General features: G+C 58.6%; 17 protein-coding genes and 3 pseudogenes. 10 read left to right on the forward strand and 10 right to left on the reverse strand.

Annotation, left to right across the window (positions count from 1 at the left end):
- The first annotated feature begins 20 nt into the window (after positions 1-20).
- Positions 21-746 carry an outer membrane protein gene (locus tag XI09_RS03255; protein ID WP_271565635.1) on the forward strand — a complete coding sequence of 242 codons (726 nt, stop codon included), beginning with the start codon at positions 21-23 and terminating at the stop codon, positions 744-746.
- 371 nt (positions 747-1,117) lie between these two features.
- Here XI09_RS03255 and XI09_RS03260 read toward each other — a convergent pair whose 3' ends face one another.
- The gene (locus XI09_RS03260) at positions 1,118-1,843 is read right to left on the reverse strand and encodes a helix-turn-helix transcriptional regulator (RefSeq protein WP_271565636.1); all 726 of its coding nucleotides are present in this window, start codon (positions 1,841-1,843) and stop codon (positions 1,118-1,120) included.
- Between the two features lie 444 nt (positions 1,844-2,287).
- Positions 2,288-2,560, reverse strand: coding sequence for a hypothetical protein (locus XI09_RS03265; RefSeq protein WP_271565637.1), 273 nt, complete (start codon positions 2,558-2,560; stop codon positions 2,288-2,290).
- A gap of 476 nt (positions 2,561-3,036) precedes the next feature.
- Between XI09_RS03265 and XI09_RS03270 the strand changes: the two genes are divergently transcribed.
- Together XI09_RS03270 and XI09_RS03275 are read left to right on the forward strand one after the other, a co-directional pair.
- A complete protein-coding gene (locus tag XI09_RS03270) occupies positions 3,037-3,234 on the forward strand; it encodes a hypothetical protein (protein ID WP_161536467.1) in 198 nt (65 codons plus the stop codon).
- Positions 3,231-3,716: pseudogene (locus tag XI09_RS03275) on the forward strand (LrgB family protein); the annotation flags it as partial. The gene XI09_RS03270 and the pseudogene XI09_RS03275, both read left to right, overlap by 4 nt.
- A 51-nt stretch (positions 3,717-3,767) precedes the next feature.
- On the opposite strand, the gene XI09_RS03280 reads toward XI09_RS03275, so the two are convergent.
- The gene (locus XI09_RS03280) at positions 3,768-5,369 is read right to left on the reverse strand and encodes a Fic family protein (protein ID WP_271565638.1); all 1,602 of its coding nucleotides are present in this window, start codon (positions 5,367-5,369) and stop codon (positions 3,768-3,770) included.
- Positions 5,370-5,754: 385 nt separating this feature from the next.
- Between XI09_RS03280 and XI09_RS03285 the strand changes: the two genes are divergently transcribed.
- Both XI09_RS03285 and XI09_RS03290 read left to right on the forward strand, forming a co-directional pair.
- A complete protein-coding gene (locus tag XI09_RS03285) occupies positions 5,755-6,705 on the forward strand; it encodes a hypothetical protein (protein ID WP_271565639.1) in 951 nt (316 codons plus the stop codon).
- A 53-nt stretch (positions 6,706-6,758) separates the two neighbouring features.
- Positions 6,759-7,079, forward strand: a complete 321-nt coding sequence (locus XI09_RS03290) for a HigA family addiction module antitoxin (RefSeq protein ID WP_210202972.1) — start codon at positions 6,759-6,761, stop codon at positions 7,077-7,079.
- Here the strand turns inward: XI09_RS03290 and XI09_RS03295 are convergent.
- From XI09_RS03295 to XI09_RS03310, 4 genes and pseudogenes are all read right to left on the reverse strand, one after another.
- Positions 7,038-7,340 (reverse strand): annotated as a pseudogene (locus XI09_RS03295) (S16 family serine protease); the annotation flags it as partial. The gene XI09_RS03290 and the pseudogene XI09_RS03295 overlap by 42 nt on opposite strands.
- 136 nt (positions 7,341-7,476) lie before the next feature.
- Positions 7,477-7,770 (reverse strand): DCL family protein, encoded by a 294-nt coding sequence (locus XI09_RS03300; RefSeq protein WP_271565640.1) that lies wholly within the window; start codon positions 7,768-7,770, stop codon positions 7,477-7,479.
- Between the two features lie 19 nt (positions 7,771-7,789).
- Positions 7,790-9,649 carry a helicase-related protein gene (locus XI09_RS03305; protein ID WP_271565641.1) on the reverse strand — a complete coding sequence of 620 codons (1,860 nt, stop codon included), beginning with the start codon at positions 9,647-9,649 and terminating at the stop codon, positions 7,790-7,792.
- The gene (locus XI09_RS03310) at positions 9,633-10,280 is read right to left on the reverse strand and encodes a DEAD/DEAH box helicase (RefSeq protein WP_271553020.1); all 648 of its coding nucleotides are present in this window, start codon (positions 10,278-10,280) and stop codon (positions 9,633-9,635) included. The genes XI09_RS03305 and XI09_RS03310 overlap by 17 nt, the downstream gene beginning before the upstream one ends.
- A 13-nt stretch (positions 10,281-10,293) precedes the next feature.
- Between XI09_RS03310 and XI09_RS03315 the strand changes: the two genes are divergently transcribed.
- Positions 10,294-10,695: a hypothetical protein gene (locus XI09_RS03315; RefSeq protein WP_271565642.1), complete on the forward strand. Its 402-nt coding sequence runs from the start codon at positions 10,294-10,296 to the stop codon at positions 10,693-10,695.
- A 78-nt stretch (positions 10,696-10,773) separates the two neighbouring features.
- Positions 10,774-11,905, forward strand: a pseudogene (locus XI09_RS03320) (IS630 family transposase).
- Positions 11,906-12,205: 300 nt separating this feature from the next.
- On the opposite strand, the gene XI09_RS45670 reads toward XI09_RS03320, so the two are convergent.
- Positions 12,206-12,565, reverse strand: a complete 360-nt coding sequence (locus XI09_RS45670) for a DUF2130 domain-containing protein (protein WP_333927158.1) — start codon at positions 12,563-12,565, stop codon at positions 12,206-12,208.
- A 1,096-nt stretch (positions 12,566-13,661) separates the two neighbouring features.
- Here XI09_RS45670 and hemN point away from each other — a divergent pair.
- Positions 13,662-14,996 (forward strand): oxygen-independent coproporphyrinogen III oxidase, encoded by a 1,335-nt coding sequence (gene hemN / locus XI09_RS03325; RefSeq protein WP_271565643.1) that lies wholly within the window; start codon positions 13,662-13,664, stop codon positions 14,994-14,996.
- A gap of 415 nt (positions 14,997-15,411) precedes the next feature.
- On the opposite strand, the gene XI09_RS03330 is transcribed toward hemN, so the two are convergent.
- Entirely contained in the window at positions 15,412-15,924 is a 513-nt protein-coding gene (locus XI09_RS03330) for a hypothetical protein (RefSeq protein WP_271565644.1), read from the reverse strand.
- A gap of 103 nt (positions 15,925-16,027) precedes the next feature.
- Here XI09_RS03330 and XI09_RS03335 point away from each other — a divergent pair, with 103 nt between their 5' ends.
- Positions 16,028-16,546, forward strand: coding sequence for a hypothetical protein (locus XI09_RS03335; RefSeq protein ID WP_271565645.1), 519 nt, complete (start codon positions 16,028-16,030; stop codon positions 16,544-16,546).
- A 61-nt stretch (positions 16,547-16,607) separates the two neighbouring features.
- Here the strand turns inward: XI09_RS03335 and XI09_RS03340 are convergent, their stop codons facing one another.
- The gene (locus XI09_RS03340) at positions 16,608-16,910 is read right to left on the reverse strand and encodes a hypothetical protein (protein ID WP_271565646.1); all 303 of its coding nucleotides are present in this window, start codon (positions 16,908-16,910) and stop codon (positions 16,608-16,610) included.
- Between the two features lie 377 nt (positions 16,911-17,287).
- On the opposite strand from XI09_RS03340, the gene XI09_RS03345 reads away from it, so the two are divergent.
- On the forward strand, positions 17,288-18,685 hold the full coding sequence (locus XI09_RS03345; RefSeq protein WP_271565647.1) for a carbohydrate porin: 1,398 nt from the start codon (positions 17,288-17,290) through the stop codon (positions 18,683-18,685).
- Positions 18,686-19,646: the final 961 nt, after the last annotated feature.

The following is a 19,646-nucleotide window of genomic DNA, read 5'->3' on the forward strand; positions in this document are numbered from 1 at the left end:
TCGAAAGGAACGACACTCGAATGAAGAATTTTCTGATTCTGACCGCAAGCATCGGCGCACTCAGTGCGGCCGCTCCCGCATTCGGCGCGGACTTCGCCGCGCAGCCCGTCAAGATCAAGGCGCCCCCGCTGCCGGTCGCAGTCCCGATTATCGATTGGTCCGGCTACTATATCGGTGTCAATGGCGGCTGGGGAACGAGCCGCAATTGCTGGGATTTCAATGGCGTCACTCCCGAGGGTTGCCATAATTCGACTGGCGGCACCATTGGCGGGCAGATTGGCTATCGTTGGCACATCTTCAAAATGGTCTACGGCATCGAAGGCCAGGGCAACTGGGCCGACTTCAGCGGCTCCAATGTCAGCACCGCCTTCCCAGCAGATACTATTGGCACCAAGACAGATGCGTTCGGTCTGCTCACCGGCCATATCGGCTACGCGTTCAATGCTGTGATGCTTTACGCCAAGGGCGGTGCTGCGGTGACCAGCAACACCTATCACGTCAACTCGGTGGCTACTGGCACCGAGATTGCCAAAAACAATGATGTGCGTTGGGGTGGCGCGCTGGGCGCCGGTGCCGAAGTCAGCCTCACGCCCGACTGGTCAGCTGGCGTCGAGTATACCCACTTGTTCATGCAGCACAGCAACGTAAGCTTCCCAACGGCCCTTGGCGCCGATCGCGTCCACCAGGACGTCGATCTCATCACGGCACGGCTCAATTACAAGTTTGGCCCGGCGTTTGCCAAATAGTGATCTCCAGGCGATTGCGTAAATCGGGGCCCCGACCACGGTCGGGGCTCTTTCTTCAGACGCTCCTCTCCCTCGCGGCATCCCTGCCGCACTTCCGAAGCACCAGGCCCGAGCGCGGCTAAGCCGCTAAGCCTCGGTCACCGGCTGGATGGAACGACGCCGCCTGACTCCAACGGTGGCGGACCAGCTCAGTCGATTCGACACGACGCCGACGGTTATGGAGCTCCACAACCTGAGGCAGCGTGAGGTTTGAGATCGCTTGTCTCGATGAGCGTTGTATCTGCGATTTGGCCGAAAGTGCCATGCTGAACTTGCCAGAAGCTGGAAGCACAAATTTGGCAGTTGGTGCTCGTTCCATTCGACTGATGAATTCAAAGAACATTGAGGCGAATAGCCATAACGATCGCTTGAATCCGGCTGGTCGCACCCAGCTTTCGCATCGCATTCTTGATATGAAAATTGACTGTATTCTCGCTGATTTCCAGGATCATTCCAATTTCCCATGACGATTTCCCCTCCGCCACCCACCGCATGCAACTGATCTCCCGTTTAGATAGTGCAACTTTTCGGTCGCAACCACCATTGGAGGGACGAGCTATCTCGCCATAGGCGGTGTGAAAGTGCCAGGCCAGCGCATTGAGATGACCGATGCGGTCCTGAGGATCAGCATCGTCGGACGCAGATGCAAACGACACCACAGATACCCGACCCAACGGGCCGAACAATGGCACGCTCATACCATGCTTCAGGCCCGCCTCTCTCGCCTCGTCCAGTACGCGTCTCTCGTCCGGTTGAAGTTGATAGTGGTCGGCGAGTTGATCCCACAAAAACGGCCGCGAAAGCATCGGCGTCCGGCGGACCACCGGATCGATAGTATGGTACTTGCGTTTGAAGTATCGGTCGCACCAGTCTGGCGGCCACTTCACAGCCACAGTCGGAGGTGGACACTCCGCCAGCCGAAGTGGCTCGACGAAGTTGAGAGCGCCGTAAGCGACTTCACTGAACCCTTCCTCGGTGGCACAGCTTACAAGGAGCTCGAACAGCGCGCTGAGCGAATGCGTCTGGTTCGCGCATTCGGTGAAGCTAAAGAGATCCATGATGGGCGCCTCAGAACACCGCTCCTCCCTGTCACTGTGTTCGATTGCGCTTGTTTCAGGCAGAGCTAAATTCCATTCCATGACCTGAACTCTTGGGTTTGTTCTTCGTGAAGTCTGAGCGCTCGCACCCTGCGTCAGACGCCATTCCCGAATTGCCGCTGGCTGCGCCGGCATGATCGTCCCGTCAAACAGCCGAGATGCCGCCACCATCCCTGGTCCGAGGCTGAACGGCACGCCGCAATCGAAGCGCCGTTGTACATGCGAAAGGATCGGTCCAGCTCGCAGATGACGCACTGGCCAAATCGGAGATCACCGCGCCGTCGTCCTTGTTGATGGTCTGGCAGTGATAGAAAGTCCGAGGGCCCTGGCGACTCAGCTGGCGAGACGAACCAAGCAGCACGAGCGGCTACAGGCCCGGCTCTGTTCAGATTGGATGGCGAGAAACTAGGGTCCTGTCCGAACGACGCTTCGCTTTGTCTCAAGGCCGAGCACGAGGAGATCCTGGGCACTGAGCTCCGCGATACAGGTAAGGTAGAGGACGCCGATGCGCTCGGCGGTGCCGGACTCGACGTGCGCGTTGTCGGTATCCATTCTCTGCTTGCCGACGAAGACAACAGGAGCGTCATTTTTCTTCCCGATCTTGCGAATTGCCATCGCAAACAGTTGGCTGATCCTCCGCCCTATGACGGCGTCGGTGACGCGATCGATGAGCAACACGGAACAGCCGAAGCCAGACCCCTCGCATGATTGGCCGGCGTCTCAGCGGGCCCGTCCGGCAGGTCCGGCGAAAATGAATCGAAGGGGCAGAAAATGGCCACGTCAAAGGCGCAATGGGAGATACGCGCGGTCGCGAGATCTGCTTGATGTAGAGGACACTTTGCATGCGCATCTCCAGAAGGGAGGACCCCGGGGTCGGACAGCAAGTGTCATACCAACTGTTGATTTCGTGAAAATCAACCGTCGGGACAAAGGCTTGAAAGGCGGACGGTTGGTTGCAAAGTAAGCGCATTGAAGCAATCATGACATAAGGAGGAAAGGCGACAGCGCCATTTGCGCGAGCCGCGGCACGAGTTGGCGGGAGGGTCAATGTCGAGCGGGGCGGGCGAGCAGGATGAGGCGTACGCCGATCTCGTCTATTGTGTGCGAGGCAGCTTCAATCAAGCGCGCAGTAGCTGCAGGACCAAGAGCGCCTGATGGACGGCATAGGTACGGTCGTGCAGATCGATCCAGGGGGCGCATTCGGTTTCCTCAAGAGCGATAGGGGCCATGAGATCTACTTCAATTGTATCAGTATTCTAGTGCTCATCTTCTCGGTGACCGTCACTTTGCTCGTGACCGTGCTGACCTTCCTGCTTGTTAGCCGCCTGATCGGCCGGCCGGAGGCGAATTGAACGACAATCCCCACTCGCTCTGGGTCTATCTTTCACAGTCGCCGCTACTCTGGCTGACTGCCACGTTGCCGGTCTATGCGATCACGGATGCGCTATCCTTGGCAACGCATCGCCATCCACTTGCGAACCCGGTCCTGCATGCAATGTGGATTATCAGCCTGTTTTTGCTTCTGACCGGCACTTCCTACACAACCTATTTCGCCGGCGCGCAGTTTGTACATTTCCTGCTCGGGCCTGCGACAGTCGCGCTCGCCGTGCCACTCTATCAAAATCGCAAGCTTGTTACCGCGGCGATCGTTCCGATGTTAGCCGCCCTGGTTGTCGGCTCAATCACAGCGGTGACATCGGTCGTTCTGCTTGCCGAAGCCGCGAGGCTCCCCCGGGAGATTATCCTGTCCCTCGCACCGAAGTCCGTCACGGCCGGCGTTGCAATGGGAATCAGCGAAGCGCTCCTGTCGGCTCCCGGCCTTCGCGGCGCCGCGCCCGCGTCTCGCAGTCCGCCTCTAGGCTATGACGGGCTCCCGCTCGACGCATCATGATTTCGAGCCGACCGCATTGAGGTCGACTTCGGCCAATGTCTCGCCAGGCTTGCTCCGCCTGGGAGGCGGCGGCTCGTGCTTAGTGCAATCGACCACCAATTTCGTGAAAGGCACGATGTCGAGGCCGCCGCTCGCATCCTCGAGCGCCCTCATGTATTCGTCGCGCCGGTCGACGGGAACGATGGTCCAGGGAATTCCCGCCGACGCGAGCATCGAGTTCATGATGAAACGACCGGTCCGCCCGTTGCCGTCGGGCAGGGGATGGATGAACGTGAAGATGAAGTGCCCCAGGATCGCGCGCACGCGCGGATCCTGTTCGGCCTTCAGACATTCGAAGAACGATTCCATCGCGTCCGGCACGGTTTCCCAGTTCACGGGCGTGTGTCGGGAGCCGCGGATATGCAGAAAGTGCTGTCGGTACCCCGCCATATTCTCCGGCTTGACGATGCCGGCCGCCAACGACGGCTGAAAGAGAGCGCGATACCAATTGAGGTGTTCGCGCTCGACGACTTCCTCCGCGGATTCGCCGTCGAGAATGCGGGCGACCGCGGCGCGTACTTCTTGGAACGCGTCCCAATATCCCTTGGCGGCGAGCGCGTCGCGTTGCTGCCGGTCGTCCGCGTCGCCGTCCGGATTCCAAGATCCCTGTCGGACCTTTTCGATGAGTTGCTCGGTCACCGTGTAGCCCTCGATCGACAACGAGTGGTACGCGTCCGAGGTGTACCGATCGTCGATGGATGCCAGGTATCCGTCGCGATCGTTGATCCTTCGGGGCTCGACGTCGAAGTTCTGCAGTACCTTGTCGCGCATCTCCGCCCACATCAGTTTCACGCGGGTCGCGATGGGAGACACCGGGCGGGTGACGGATAGCTGCGTGGTCACGGGGCCCTTGAAGGGATCGGCGTCCTCCCGGACTTCGTGTCCGGCGCGCTTCATGGTGGCGACGATTTCGTCCGCTGCGCGCGCGTTTCCCAGAAGCCTGTAGGCACCCGCCAACCGGCCTGCCGCGAGCACGTAGCCTCCGGCCAGCAGGGCATTCAGGATCGTGGTGGTGCCTCTGATCGAGCCGAGCAGGGCGATGACGTCGTTCTTGTTGTTCTGCCAGAACGTGGGCGAAGCCAAGCATAAAGCGTCCGCCTGCGAAAAGGCGCGCATACCTGCGACCTCGACGGCCGACGTTGGAAGCTTCGGCACTCTGAGCAAGTACAGAGAATTGTTGTGCAGCAGATCGAGCCGTTGATTGTTCGCAGCCGGCGAATGCACGATGACCTGGGGTGGGACGTTCAAATTCTCGGCATGGAGGACGATCGAAGCTTCGGGAGATACCACCCAGTTCTTGTCGAACCGGTCGTCGAGGTACGCCCGGCAGAACTGCCAGAACGACGAATACCATGAGGTCGTGTCGCCGGGCTTCTCGCCGGGACAGACCATCAAGACCCATCCTCGGATGATCTCGCTCAGAAATCCCGCTTCCGATAGCCGTTCGCGGTCGGCTCGACCCAGCTCGGCGAGTTTGAAGACCCGCCTATCGCCGTTCTTGCTGAGTTCGCACAGATTGCTCAGAGAGCCCGCGAGTTTTTCGTTGAGGCTCGCCATGCGATTTTCTCCCAGGGGGCGGGTGCGGATGATCATCGCCACGCATTTGGCGACGTCGGCTCACACTAGTTTCATGTCGTTCAATTACACTAGATTTGCGTTGTTCGGTTACGCTACTTTCGCATCGTTTATTTACACTAATCCGGCGCCGTACGAAAACACTAATTTAGTGCCGTATAATTGCACTACTTTCGCGTCGATCGACTTCGCTAATTTGGTGATGAGCCCGAACAAGCCGTTGTAACTTCTGTTGTATATTGCACCAATTTTCCGGTTCCTGACACATTGCGCTCGAAACGGGCTCGCCGAGAATTTTCTCGACCCCCTTGTAATGTCACACCATGTGATACATATTGGAACCATGACGATCACGATACGGCCAGACTTGAAGATAGCTTTGTTCGGTGAGGAGACGACGGTCTCCCCGCCGACTACCCAGGCTGCCGTATTCCTCAGCCACAACGATCGCGACCACCAGCACGCCGCCGACTTGGCGCGGCTCATCGCGGTGCTGACCGTCGACGGAACGCTGGGAAAGAAACACTTCTGGTCGACCATCAGTCATTCCGACATCAAGCCGTCGTCGCTGCTGGTGTCTGAAAAAGCCGAGGTCTGCGACGTCGCCCGTGCCGCAGCCACGCCGTTCTGGCGCGAGCACGCGCAAATCGACGAAGCGTACATTTCGCGCAAGAAGATCGATGCCATCCGCGACGAGGTCATCGACCTCTGGAAGAGCATCCTGCCGAGTCCGGTCATCGTCGCCGGACATCACGATTTCCCGGAAAACGCTCCTGCGGAGCCAGATTCGGACCTGTACTTTTGTCTCCACCACGAGATCGCGCACGTGCATCTGTCCGAGGCGGATGTCCAGCGCATCGAGCTCGCTGTCAAGCAAGCCATCGAAAAGCGCGTCCGCCTCATCCAGAGGTTCGTCTTCAAATGGACCCGCGCATACCTGTGCGACGACGACGCAGTGCGCGTCGCGATCCACTGCTACCGCGTTAGAACCGGGATTTCTCCTCCTGGGATCGACCCGAACCGGACGACCTTTTCGTCCAGCTCAGCATCGATCTCAATCTCCGAGGAGAACTACCATGAGTACGTTCGCAGACCAGCGAACAGAGGACGTTTACAGCGGCCGACACCGTATGGATGTGCCCGCAAGCGTCGCAGCCAGAGCCGCCAGGCAAATCGACATCCTGCTCGCAGCCGACAAGCTCGAGGACTGTCGAATTGCGGGACACGGACGCATCGCAAAGCGTCGCAACACCACGCCGCCCACCTTCTGCTGCAACACCGAAGGCCGGTGGTGGGTGACGTTCCAATGGCAGCATGAGAAGGCTGTCAACATCGCGCTTGAAGACACTGGCTAAGACCACCGAGGCCGACATGACCGAACGACGACCGACAAATCCGGGTGAGGTGCTCCGCGAGGATTTCCTCACCCCGAGCGAAATCACTCAGGACCAACTCGCGGAAGCGATGGGCGTGTCGCGCTTTCGCGTCAACGAAATCGTCAACGGCAAGCGGGCGATTACCGCCGAGACCGCGATCCTGCTGAGCAAGGCGCTCGGCACGTCGGCGAAATTGTGGATGAACCTGCAGATGGCTGTCGATCTGTTCGATGCCGAAAAGAAACTGGGCGGCGCGGCCGATGCGGTTCGCCGCCTAGTGCCGGCGACCGATTTCATAACGGAAACGCCGGCCTAACCGACCCGCTGCGCCGAAATCGCGCGGCGGCGAGGTTGGCCTCGGACCGGACTCATTTCGCGGTGGATCCAAAGCGGCTTCGGCGGCCTGATCGACGCGTTCGAGCCAGATGAGCTCCAGCGCGTCGCGGGCGCCCTTCGGAATGTCGTCGAACGACGCGCATCAGGCCCCCCCGCGGCCGAGGGAAATCTCGCCGGTCATGGCGGCGTCTTTCCACACGGTTCTGTTGGTCAGCAGCGAGGTGAGCGCCGTGAACATCGCGAACCGTGGGCAACCTACAGTTATTGGTAGGTCCGCAAAGTGCGGTGAGCATCCGAGATGCCGGCGGCAAAGAGACGGACAGTGAAATACTGGGCAGGTCGTGGATCGACTCGAATGGAGGGTCTCATTCAATAGTTTAACCGCGGATACAGGCCTTGGATGAAAACTTTTCGCTGCTTCCATCGACACGATTGACCCAAAAGCATTTTGAGCCGAAGTCCGCGCTCCTGACGCTGAAATGAGTGATGCCTAGCCCCATCTTCGTAGTCGCATCCGGGTGGAGCGCCAGTGCTGCAAGCAGTACCTCGGCATCGCCCGCGCTGACTTTGTCTCCAACATCATACTTATGAAGCATTGCCTTCAAAAACGCGGCGGCATCTCCCTTCTTACTGAAGTGATGAGGGCCAATTGTAACCGGCTTTTTGACCATAAAAGTCTCCCAATCAATATTAGGATGTTGACGTGGCAGCTCCTGCGTTGCCCTCAGGCAGCAGTTTGGCGCGAATCTCACGCAGGATGATGGCCGAAATGTCCATGCCCTCGAACTGAGCGTCGTGTTCTCTTACCCAAGAAATGCAATCTTCCTTATTGAGGTCATCTCTTGCGATCTTTTCGTACAGCGCGACAGCGCTCACGCGCGATAATCCGAGCTCGATCAGCGAGAGTAAGGTCCGCGAAGAAACACCGAACTCGAGCTGCGTTCCTATATCGACATCACCATCGATGAGGTCTTCCCGCCCTAATGCAACTAGGTGCATATTGAGAACGTCGACATAGGCGGACAAATACTTCGGCGCCCGAAATCGCGCGATTTGTTCGACCATCTCCATCGTGCTGCGTATCAGGACAGGCAGCTTAAATGACCGACCGGTCCTGCGATGGTAGTCGATATTTCGCTCGATCATTCGAGACAAGGAGAACCCCTTTAGCCATTGCACGACAATCAGTGCGTGAAGCGGAATGATCTTGTCTGGTGTGAATGCGGGAAACAGATATTGGTTGATCCGGCACATAATCGTCACGAAACGATCGTAGCTGTCCTGGCTGTCGACGGCGGCCGGCAAAAGATTCTCGACATCACCTTTGTAGTTGCGGAATGCATCCAACAGGCGCTGCATGCCCAGGGCGCTAACACCAGGATGTCGGGCTGCGATATCTGGGCCTATCGCGATTTGCGTGGCGATATTTGCAAGACTCGCTTCAAGCCGCTCGATGGTCGCGGGATTGTGGCGTTTGGCGAGGCTGGATTGTGCAATTGATCCCTGCCGTAAAAATGTAGCGAGCAGATATGAGGCGACCTGCTCGAATTGATTTGGATCTTCGAAATCGGCCAAATCAGTCGTTGCCCGGCGGTCCAAATAATCCGCAAGGCTATCTCCCTGTTCGATCACCGCGTCACTTTCGCGTTTGATTGGGAAGCGTGCACGTTCGGGAACGCCATCAGGCCATGCCTGTGCGTTCTGAGGATCGATGCAGATGATATTCCCTTGGAATTCATCGCCCCATCGACCGGCGCGGCCGGCACGATTCCAGAAATCGTGCGCCTCCATCGGATGCCCGATGCCCTTTCGTGGGCCGCGCAGTACAATGGTTCGGCACGACAGATTTACACCTTCGATGAGCGTCGAGGTACAAACAAGAAAGCGAATCTTGCCCGACCGGAACAGCAGCTCGACCTCCGAGCGGACGAGCGACGGCATGTTGCCATAGTGAAAAGCAACGCCTCGCTCGACGAGCGGCGCGAGCCTGTAGTGCGGGTGAACGCCTTTGCGCGCCAAATCCGCAAGCTCAAGCAATTCAGGGGCAGATGGTACTTCAGGTATCAACTGACTGATGAGATCGGCGATGTCTTCGGAATCGGCGGCGCCGTTCGCGTAGACGAGTGTCCCGCCGCGCTCTCCGGCAGCAGCGGCGATGAACGCCAGCTTTTTCTTGAGAGAGCCTGGGCTACTGCCCAGCTGGACCACGCCGAGCGGCAGCATAGACGCGTGTTGGCGTGCCGACAATTTCCATAGTTTTGGCTTACGCGGCACCTGCTCGGCCACGATGAGGTTTTGAAGCACAGTCGGAACGTCGCTTTCAAACGACGCGGTGTGAGCTCCCTCCGGAGCATCTGCAAGAAGCTCCTGCGGGTTTTGCGTGGCGGGACTGATGAACACGAGCTTGAGCGTGGGATTGGAGCGGCTGGCGCGCTCTATGGCATCCTGAAGAACAACGCCGCGTTGGTTGTCCCCGATCTTATGTGCCTCGTCGACCACGAGCAGATCGACCTTGAAGGCGCCGCCGACGGCGTTAGCGAGCAGGTGCATGCGCTCCTGGGTCAGAACAAAGATAGCGCGTGGGACCGCCTTCCTGCGCTTTGTCATGCTTTTCCCGAATCGGAAGCGAGGAGACCTCTATGCCGCTGCGGGCTCCGAGCAACGAGACTAGATTTGCTTCGATCTCAGCAACAAGTGCCCTTGTCGGCGCCAAATAGACAGCGACACGCATCTCGCTCGATCGGATTTGGTCGATCAGCCATTGCAAGACTAAGAACGTCTTTCCCGATGCTGTCGGAGCAGATGCCGAAAGCCATTGGTAATTGTCGGCCTGGCTCCAGAATCGTTGTTGGAAGTCATTGACCTGAATCCATCGCCCACTGGATTGGACAAGGATCGACTGATCCATCTGGCGGCGTTGCGCCTCGATACGTAACGCCATGCCGAGTCGTCCATCAACATCGGCAGTGAGCAATCCGCGTTCGGTCGCGAGCGCAACCGCACGAAAATTCGATAGCTGGCCTAAGAGAACCGCGCCAGAATCTTTAATAGTCTCACTAGCGGAGAGCGTGATTGCCGCGGTGGCGATACGAAGCGCTGCGTCTTGATAGGCCCGCTGATCCGACCGCGCAAGTATGCTTCCCGCTAGCAAAAGCCGTGGCCAGGCGGGCGAAACAGGCAAGGGTTTTGCCGTCGTGGCCGGGGAAGTCAAAGCCCTAGCAAGTCAGACCAAGAATGCTACTCAGGAGATCGCCACACAAATCGTAGCGGTTCAGACCGAAACGGATGCCGCCGTGGCCGCTATCCGGCGAATATTCGACGTCATCAATCGAGTTGGCGAAACGACTACATCTATCGTCAGCATTCTTGATGAACAAAATGCCGCCATCGGGGACATCAGCCGCAGCGCCGAATCCGCTGCGGCCGGAGCACGCGCAGTAGCCGGGCACGTTCTCGAAATTTCCGGCGCCGCTGCGACCAGCCGTGGGGCGGTCGATGACGTCGTCCGCACAGTTCATGACCTGATGGATCGCAACCGCGCCCTCGGCCAAGCGATTGCGACATTTGTTAGCGAGATGCGCCAAGCCGCGTCTTAGTCAGCTTGAACCTAGTCATCTGGAATGCAAGTTCGTGACATTAGTTGATCGCTCGAATCTCTAGAGAGGGGAGCCCTCGTGGCGAATGCAGGTGTGAAAGGCCGGTCGATCGCGCCGTTGGTACTGAGTCCGCAGGAGCGGGCGTACTTGGAGAGGCAAGTTCGTCGTCATCGTGTAGCCCGATCGCTATCTGAGCGGTGCCGCGCGATCCTGCGGTGTGCAGATGGTCTGCCAAGCAAGTCTGTGGCTGCCGAACTTGGCATCCATGAACACACCGTTGGCAAGTGGCGCCGCCGATTCTTGAAGGATCGCTGTGATGGCCTGCTTGACGAAGCCCGCCCTGGCCGCCCTCGAACCATCGACCATGATCAGGTTGCCGAGGTAATCGAGCGGACATTGCGTACGACGCCGCCCGGCGCGACGCACTGGTCGATCCGCTCGAGGGCCGCGGAAACTGGCTTTTCTCACACCACGATCCGCCGAATGTGGACGGCGTTCGGCTTGCAGCCGCACCGCAGCCAGACATTTAAACTGTCGAGCGATCCGCTATTCGTCAATAAGGTGCGCGATATTGTCGGGCTTTACCTGTCCCCGCCTAACCGAGCCGTTGTCCTCAGCATCGACGAGAAGAGCCAGATCCAGGCCCTGGATCGCGAGCAGCCGGTCCTGCCGATGATGCCGGGCGTGCCGGAACGTCGCACTCACAGCTATGTGCGGCATGGTACGACCACGCTGTTTGCCGCGCTCGATGTCGCCTCCGGCTTTGTCATTGGCAAATGCTATAAGCGTCATTGGCAAATGCTATAAGCGCCATCGGGCGGTCGAGTTCTTGAAGTTCCTCAAAGAGATCGACGCTCAAATCCCTGAGGGGCTCGCTGTCCATATCGTCATGGACAACTACGCCACCCACAAGACACCCAAGATCAAAGCGTGGCTCGCTCGCCGGCCGCACTATCATGTCCACTTCACGCCGACTTCCGCGTCATGGATCAATCAGATCGAGCGCTGGTTCGCTGAGCTCACCAGAAAGCAAATCCAGCGAGGTGTTCACACCTCCGTCAGGCAACTCGAGGCCGACATCCGTACCTTCATCGAACTGCACAACAATAACCCGAAGCCCTTCAAATGGACCAAGTCCGCAGACCAGATCTTGGCTTCCATCAAACGCTTCTGCCACAAAGCCCAGCAGACTTTATGTGGCGAACTTTAGATTCACGTGACTAGAAGGCCGCGCCAATCTCGACTCGCGCGTCGACTATACGTCGAGGAGCTCGGTAGTTGGTGAGCTGCATTGGAGCCGGAACGGGACGCCGCCGAACCAAGGCGCCCCGACGCACTTTGCCGGGGGTTGAAAGCGCGCCGGGCCCGCCCCAACATCATCAGTACATCCGTGATGATGCTTGCGGCAATGAGACAAGCAGCGTGGCGGAATTGAGGCTCATGCATTTTATACTTGAAATTAAAAAATGTTCTCGTGAGCTGCTCCAAAGCACTTGAATCGCACGTAGCGTCACGTTGTACGATCGCGCACTTGGCGCTCTTCATCTAGCAAGCAATTTATTTTCCGTGACACGCCGGCCTTCAACGGGAGGCATCCGACTCGTGGCATCTGCTGAGAGGTGCTGCATATCGAAGGTAAGCGGCGAGACGCCCGCCTCCCAAGCCAGCCATTGCTCCATGCTTTAGTGCCCTTGGATTCCCAAAGGATGATACCGGCTGGACGAGCGATCGAACCGTTGATCTGCTGGACGACGTGCGCGCCAGCTCCTTTGCCGATCGCCTCAATCGTCTCCGTAGGAAACGGCTGCGAAGCAAGGCTTCGAGCTCGAGCTCGCGCACTTCGCCCGGGAATTGCTGGAGGGCTGCTCAGCCTTGCGCTTCAACTCCTTGATCGTCTGGGCAATCGACTCCATCGATTGATCCTTCTCAAGCACACGCAAGCGCGCGGCTTCGTCAGCTTCCTGCCTGGCTTTCGCCTGGAAATCACCGATTGAGACCTATTCGATGGCAGATCGAGTTCACGTTCTCTTCATCAAGGGCACGTTGCTTGCGGATCAGCTCGGCTTGAGCCTGCTGCGCCTCGGCAAGCCTGGCATTGTTGGCTCCAAGTTTTGACAAAGCTCGGCCGCTTCGGCAGTTTGTGCCATTAGCTCGGCCGCCGCAGCGTCTCGAGCCTTCTTCGCTTCCATGGCGACGAGCTGGCCGCGCTCGGCAGCTAACCGCTCGGCGAGCTGGTCCTCGACTGCTCGCGCTGCGTGGCCCCTCGCTGCTGGGCAAGGCCTCGGCCTTGCGGGCAACCTCGGCATCCTTGTCCGCCAAGTTTTGCTGAAAGCGCCGGCCGGTTCCCTCATTCACGGAGCAGCAAGAGAGTCGGTGAGGTGAATCTCGTGATTGCAGTTCGGGTGGGCCGATGAGCGGCACCCGCCGCGGGTGTTTCAGGTTCTGAGCCCTCATGCCCTATTGTGCTGCCGGACTAGACGTGATCTCGCCAGCGTCGGCGCATTTTACCATGCGACTTTATCGTGATTTCCACATCCTGGTCGAATGCCATGAGCATCCACATCGGCTTTTCCTCGGAAAACCGGCTTGGAAGCCCAGCGACAGCCTGGCCCGCTTTTGGTGATGCCTTTAGATCCCTGGTTTTCGTCGCGAAAGGTTGCGCGTCAAGGAATGCGGAAGCGACGCGCCCTCGGAATGAATGATCGACACTGCGCGCAGGCTAGTCAGGGGAGACTAGCCGCTCCGACCGTGCTCATACGAGAAGTTCATTCTAGCCACAAGCATCCAGATAGTCGCTAACGAGCGGCTCTCATTCCATTCTCACTCCCGGCCCCTAAGCCGCGTTGGCAGTGACATCGAGAGCGGGACCAGACTTGAGGAACAGCTAGGCGCGTTTGACATTACGCAAAGACAGAAGAGAGGGCGTCGGTCAGCTTCATGCTGTTTGAGCATGGGAAAGTTAAGCCTTGCAGACCTCCCTCCTAAACAAGTATTGCGATGCTCGCCTGCCTTGGTACACCATCTACCCAACCGTACCGGATTTCTCCGCGATGGTCGGTGCCGAGACTTGTGAGACCTGGTTGAGGCGGCTGCCGCCCGACGAACCCGTATCGCTCTACCTCCACGTTCCGTTCTGCCGCTCGATCTGCTGGTATTGCGGCTTCCCTACAAGCCTCACTCGCAGCGAGCGACCGATCCGCATTTACTTGGCGGCGATGCATGAGGAGATACGCTTGGTCGCAGAGCAAGCGCCGCGCGCTCTGCCGGTGAGCGACGTGCATTTCGGCGGCGGGACGCCGACCACCATTGCGCCAGCCGATTTCCTGGCCTTGATGGAACTCCTGCGCCGCTGCTTCGCGTTCAGCAAATCAGCTACCATCGCCATAGAAATCGACCCGCGTGCGTTCACGGCCGAGATGGCCGAAACGTTACAAGCAGCCGGGGTCAGCCGCGCGAGCATCGGCGTGCAAAGCTTCGACCCCGTGGTTCAAAGGTCGGTCAACCGCGTCCAGAGCGAGGTGCAGACGGCTTCTGTCGTCGAAAGTCTTCGCCAGCATGGGATAAGCCGCATCAATTTCGACCTTCTCTTCGGACTGCCGCATCAGACGGTCCGGTCCTGCGTGGACTCCGCGCGGACGGCTCTGGCCATGCGGCCAGACCGGCTTGCAGTTTTTGGATATGCTCACGTCCCCTCCTATATGAAACGTCAGCGCCAGATCGATGAGGCGGCGCTGCCGGACAATGTCGCCCGCGCTGAGCAAGCCGCGGCCATTGCAGATACACTGGTCTCGGCCGGCTACCGCCAGATCGGGCTTGACCATTTCGCCCTGCCCGACGACGAGCTCGCGCTAGCGCAGAAAGCCGGTCGGCTGCGCCGCAACTCCCTGGGTTATTCGGCTGATACCTGCAAAACCGTAATCGGCTTAGGTCCGTCAGCCATCGGCCGTCTGCGTGACGGTTACGTCCAGAACGAGATCGCAACTGCTTCCTATCACCAACACATTCAGGCTGGTCGTCTGGCAACCTCAAAAGGCTACTTTCTCTCCGCCGAAGATCGCCTTCGAGCCGCAATTATCGAGCGTCTGATGTGCGATTTGCAGGCCGACGTACCAGCGATCTGTGCTGCGCACGGATTTGATCCGATTCCTCTTCTCCATTCGGCCGACCGCCTGGGAATGCTTACCGAAGACGGGGTAGTGGACATTGAAGAGGGATTCATTCGGATCAAGCAGGAGCACCGGTTTGTCATTCGTGCTGTTGCTGCCGCATTCGACACTTATCTCGACCGTACCCCCTATTAACTAAGCCACGCATGTGAGCAGATCCCAAACATCTAAGCTCTTCGCGAGGGAGCGATCCGAAGAAGCGCCTCGGGCAGACAGGCCAGATTTCGAGGATGCAGCGGCGGTGTGATGACACGATCTTTCAGATATGGCCTCAAAACCGGCGAGGGCTGATTAAAAGGGAGCTGATTTAAAGGAGAGGCGCAGCGGATTCCGCCGTTCAGGGCCACGCCTCGATCATGCGGAAAGGGCTCTGCCTCACCTTCCCCGGAGTGCTCTCGATGATGGTGACGGCCTCAGCGATATGCCGCTGAAGACGCCGGCGCCCGCACAAGCTTCGGGAATTTTACGACCGGAGGCAGCTTTGCGAAGTTACGGTCCACCTCCTCGAGCGCAGTTGGAGACTTGACCACGCCTGCAGCGGCCTGAGACCTCAAGGCTCGGCTGTCTTCGGTCCTGCGATCACTGGCGCGCCGCCGACGGAAACAGGTCCCTGTGGTTTGGACCGCCCGAGGCGTTTCCTGGCGACGCTTGAAACAGCCCCGGATGACGATAAAGGAGGCACGGAAGCAGCAGAAGGGACGGGTATTAAACTCTGCAGCGAATCGATCCGCGAAGTCAGCACGGTGATCTGATCCAGGATCCCTTTGAGGTCATCCCGCTGGGCATCGATCCGGCGGTTGAGTTCTGCGATCTCATCGCCAGCTTTCTGCTGTGCCCACTTTATGTCGGACAGGGATGCACTGTCCTCCGGTGACAGGCTCATCGTTGAAGCGACTTCCCGGGCTTCCGGCGTCTCGACAAACTTTTCAAGGTTAGTCCAAAGCCAGGCGCCAGCAGCACACGAGCCGACGAGGACAAGCGGGAAAACCAGGGGAATCCGTCTTGACGGCCGGTGCAAGAGCGGCCGCAAGTCTGAAGCGGCCGCTTGATCAATCCAGTCCATTGTCCCTCGCTCAACATCCCATTCCAGCAGGCTTATTTCGTCGAAGCGACAGCCTGCGATACTCACGCGCTCCAGTAGCTGCCAGCGTCGAGAATAATCAATCTTGGCGACCTTCCCGATCGGCTGCCACTGCTCTTATCAAACTCCCTTCTTGAGCAACGCAACGCGACAATTTGCGCGCGTTCTCCATGATAGCATCACCATCGAGCAATGGTTCTCGTCTTCGTCGGCGATGGCGCAGCATTTTCTCATCATTCAGAAGAACCTTGCAGATTTTCCTACCTTGCCGCTGCACGAATGCAAACCGTCCACCGATTGCTGCAGCGTGTTCGATGGAGTCCCGCCTCACGCGTTGCCGAGACCAGCAACTTCATTCCGGACGCGCCACGTGAGCGCCACGGCTGAGCGGCCGAGCCGCAATGGCCGATTGGACCGGCAACCGTTGCACCTGGTCAACTACCAATTCCGGCAGGTTGTTCGAGATGACGGGCACGTGGCAAGCGTGGCCAACGAACGCCGCGCACGTGAAGGATTCGGATGCAAGACAGATTTTGCCGCGCCAACGGCGCTGACGGAGGCAGCAACTGCTCGCCGATACACGCCAAAGCTGCTCGATGGCTGATTCCTCTGGTCTCCTGGGCCACCACGTTAGACGTTGTGGTGTGGTTGCCGCGCGCGCAAATTCAAAGGCTCTCCGGCCTTCGAGCCTGGCGATTGTCGCGTCTTTCGGTGACAACGATACCAATGAAGCGCTTCGTGAAGCCAGGCCGCTTGCCCGGCGAGCCTTGCTTTCTGGTAGCTGCCGTTTCGTCGAGAAAGCCGCCTTCGATGCAGATGCGCGGCACCGCCAGAATCGCCTGACTCACAGTGCTGGCCATTCGCAATGTCTTGGCGGCCAGGACAGCGAGGTCCCGCGCGCTCGGCGTGAGCATTTTGCCGAGCCAGCGCTCGCCGCTGGCTCTCGGCGCAGCGGCCGTGATGCTCAAGAAAGTTGCAGACCAGACCATCATCGCGCCGCGAGCGGAGAGGTTTGGGCCTGAGTGGTTCTCTTCGGATAGATCGAATTCTGGCTCGTCCCCCTCGCCCTCGGACGCGAAAACGCCGGGAGCTCACTTTGGGCCAATCAGGCCGCAGTGCAATCTATTCATGGCCGGCAGACATGGACCCGAAGTGCGCCATGCGTGATTGCTTACTTGCGACGACCTCGCCTCGGACATACGCGGCTACGGCAGCACTTTCTTCCAATTTTAGACCAAGGGGAAAGCAATGTTGGCTTGTTATCGCACTTTCGCTAACGGCTTGTCTGGTCGGCAATTCCGTACTGGCACAAACCGCGAGCGGGCTTGATCCTAGTAGCCACCCTGTGGATCAGGCCAGCAAAAGACGAAAGGCTTCCGATCGGGCCGCAAAGCTCCCGATCGACCTGATCCGTCAGGCAATCCGCCCTCCTGCCCCGGCGTCAGCAGCAGGTCCCGGAGTGCCTTTCGAGAAGCGCGGCAATGCGGACAGGGCTGCTCAGACGAGACCGCAAAAGACGATCGATCCCTTCGCAAGGTACGACGATCTGCGTGAAAAAGGGTTGTGGCTCAACATACCCGGCCCTGCGGACACAATTGATCAGGACAACGTTAGATCGGCGCTGGCAGATGTCGGCATCGGCTACATCGGCTGGACACACAACAGCTTTGCAAACAACCAGCTGCCGAATGCAGCCAGAAGCACTATCGCAAACCAGCTCTATATGGGCCAGAATCCGACCTTCGCGTCGGCAAACTTCATGATTGTCACCTACGATCTCAGCCGGTTTGGCATTGCCGACGGACAGATTGTCGTAGGAGCCGAGCAGCAATACTGGACGTGGGATCGCCCGGGGCCAGATCGAGTGGGAATCAATACGCTCGCCTACTACCAGACCTTCTTCGACAGGACACTAGAACTCAAACTTGGCTACCTCAGAAACCAAAATGAGTTCACCGGCACATTGTTCGGAGGGATTACAGGATCGAACATGTCTGCCTTGTTCCAGGCAGGGATGAGCACCAATGCCGCGCCCACGCCGGCGGTCAACTTGAAGTACAATTTTGACGATCGCTTGTACAACAAGGTCTCCATCCAACGCTCAATCAGTCCAGATGGTCCCTATGCCCAGATAACGGAGAATCCCACCGGCTTGAACTGGAGCACGGCCAATGCAGGCATCCTTCTCGTTGAAGAAGCCGGCTACAAGAGCAAGGCTGCTCCGGGCGTAACCGACACGTGGCTGCGGGCGGGCGTCGGTTTCAACAATAGCCGCTACACGAATTTGGCGGATCCCAAGCAACAAAGGGAGAGCGGAAACAATTTCTACTACATCGCTGCCGACAGGCAGCTCTCGCAGAGTGACGCCCCTGGGTCGCCGTCTCGCGGCATCTATGGCGGCTTCTCCGTCATGGGAACTCCACCTGACCTCAACAGGATCAGCCGGTATTATGAGCTGCGTCTTTATGCGAAGGGAGCTTTTGATAGTCGGCCCAGTGATCTCATTGCTCTCGTTGCGACCAACACAGCCTGGAGCAAGCATGCAGTGGATGCTGCTCTGGCTAAAGGCCAGCTTGCGCACCGCCAGACCACAGCAATCACGGGGACATACACCGCGCATCTCGCCCCGGGGATATATGCAAGCGTCGGACTGTCATACATTCACAACCCTGCAAGCATCACACACACGCCCCAAACGGAGCATGCGCTCAATCTGTTGGTATCTACGTTGATTTTCTTCTGATCATCGCATGCGCCATTCTGCTCCCACGTTCTCGTGACGCATGGGACCGAAGCTTCGCGATCTCCTTGAAAGGATCGGCCGCAATGCGCTAGACGAGCCCGTTAGGTCGGATATGACCGGACGCCAGCTGGAAGAGATTATGGAGAAGGATCTCGTTAGTTCTCCAGGGAGCATCGGGCGGATGGAGGAGAGGCTGGTCCCGAGCGCCGTCATTTCCGAGGTGGGCCAGCGCGAATAACTCCCTGTATGGAACCATGGCCAGGTCAGGTTCTCGAAAGCTTGCCCGACTACCGAGACCTGTTCAGGTGATCCTGGAGGTGAGGTTAGCGTGGACCCGCAAGGTTCTGACCCATTTAATGTACCAGCTTGGTCGCAGGTGCAGCACGCCGTCTCGGAACAGCCGCAGACGAGCCAGACCCGACAAGATGGCTTTGAGCAGCACTTGGCCCAGGCAAGGCAGCCCGCTCCCGTCGGCGGCGGGGGGCCCCTATCCCCGTCTGCTATCTAAAGACCGGCAGGGCGATTGCTCAATATGCGGCTCAGAAAAGTCCACAACCGAACACGGCCGCGGCGCCTTTCACCTTCGTCGGGAATACCGCGAAGTTACTGCCCTGCCCGAGCCCATCGGTGAGGCCAACTATCTGGTTGGCGCCCATTTCTTCGCGAGGGCCGATCCGCCCCACATGGCGCCGGGGTGTTGTACCGAGAGGCACGGGTTCTCTCATGGGCAGGCCATTCTACCATGGGTTGATCAATTAGGTGTTGTGGCGGGAGATAGCCGTGGACGAAACTAGCCTTCATGACTTTGACGGACCGATGTCGCCTCAGACTTGGCGATCATGGGAAGCCTGGACCGACCATCAAGACTCAGAACCGCAACCCAAAAGCCTCCCCTTCGTTGTGGCCCGCCTGCTCTTGTGATTTGGTTTCTGTTGGGATTCGTGGCTTTGGCGAGCTGGGT

The sequence above is a fragment of the Bradyrhizobium sp. CCBAU 11386 genome (assembly GCF_028128955.1).
Lineage (GTDB): Bacteria > Pseudomonadota > Alphaproteobacteria > Rhizobiales > Xanthobacteraceae > Bradyrhizobium.

Excerpts from the sequence above, each read along its gene's own strand:
- XI09_RS03255 (WP_271565635.1), top strand. The coding sequence starts at position 21 with ATGAAGAATTTTCTGATTCTGACCGCAAGCATCGGCGCACTCAGTGCG.
- XI09_RS03260 (WP_271565636.1), bottom strand. The coding sequence starts at position 1,843 with ATGGATCTCTTTAGCTTCACCGAATGCGCGAACCAGACGCATTCGCTC.
- XI09_RS03270 (WP_161536467.1), top strand. The coding sequence starts at position 3,037 with ATGGACGGCATAGGTACGGTCGTGCAGATCGATCCAGGGGGCGCATTC.
- XI09_RS03280 (WP_271565638.1), bottom strand. The coding sequence starts at position 5,369 with ATGGCGAGCCTCAACGAAAAACTCGCGGGCTCTCTGAGCAATCTGTGC.
- XI09_RS03290 (WP_210202972.1), top strand. The coding sequence starts at position 6,759 with ATGACCGAACGACGACCGACAAATCCGGGTGAGGTGCTCCGCGAGGAT.
- XI09_RS03300 (WP_271565640.1), bottom strand. The coding sequence starts at position 7,770 with ATGGTCAAAAAGCCGGTTACAATTGGCCCTCATCACTTCAGTAAGAAG.
- XI09_RS03305 (WP_271565641.1), bottom strand. The coding sequence starts at position 9,649 with ATGCACCTGCTCGCTAACGCCGTCGGCGGCGCCTTCAAGGTCGATCTG.
- XI09_RS03330 (WP_271565644.1), bottom strand. The coding sequence starts at position 15,924 with ATGGACTGGATTGATCAAGCGGCCGCTTCAGACTTGCGGCCGCTCTTG.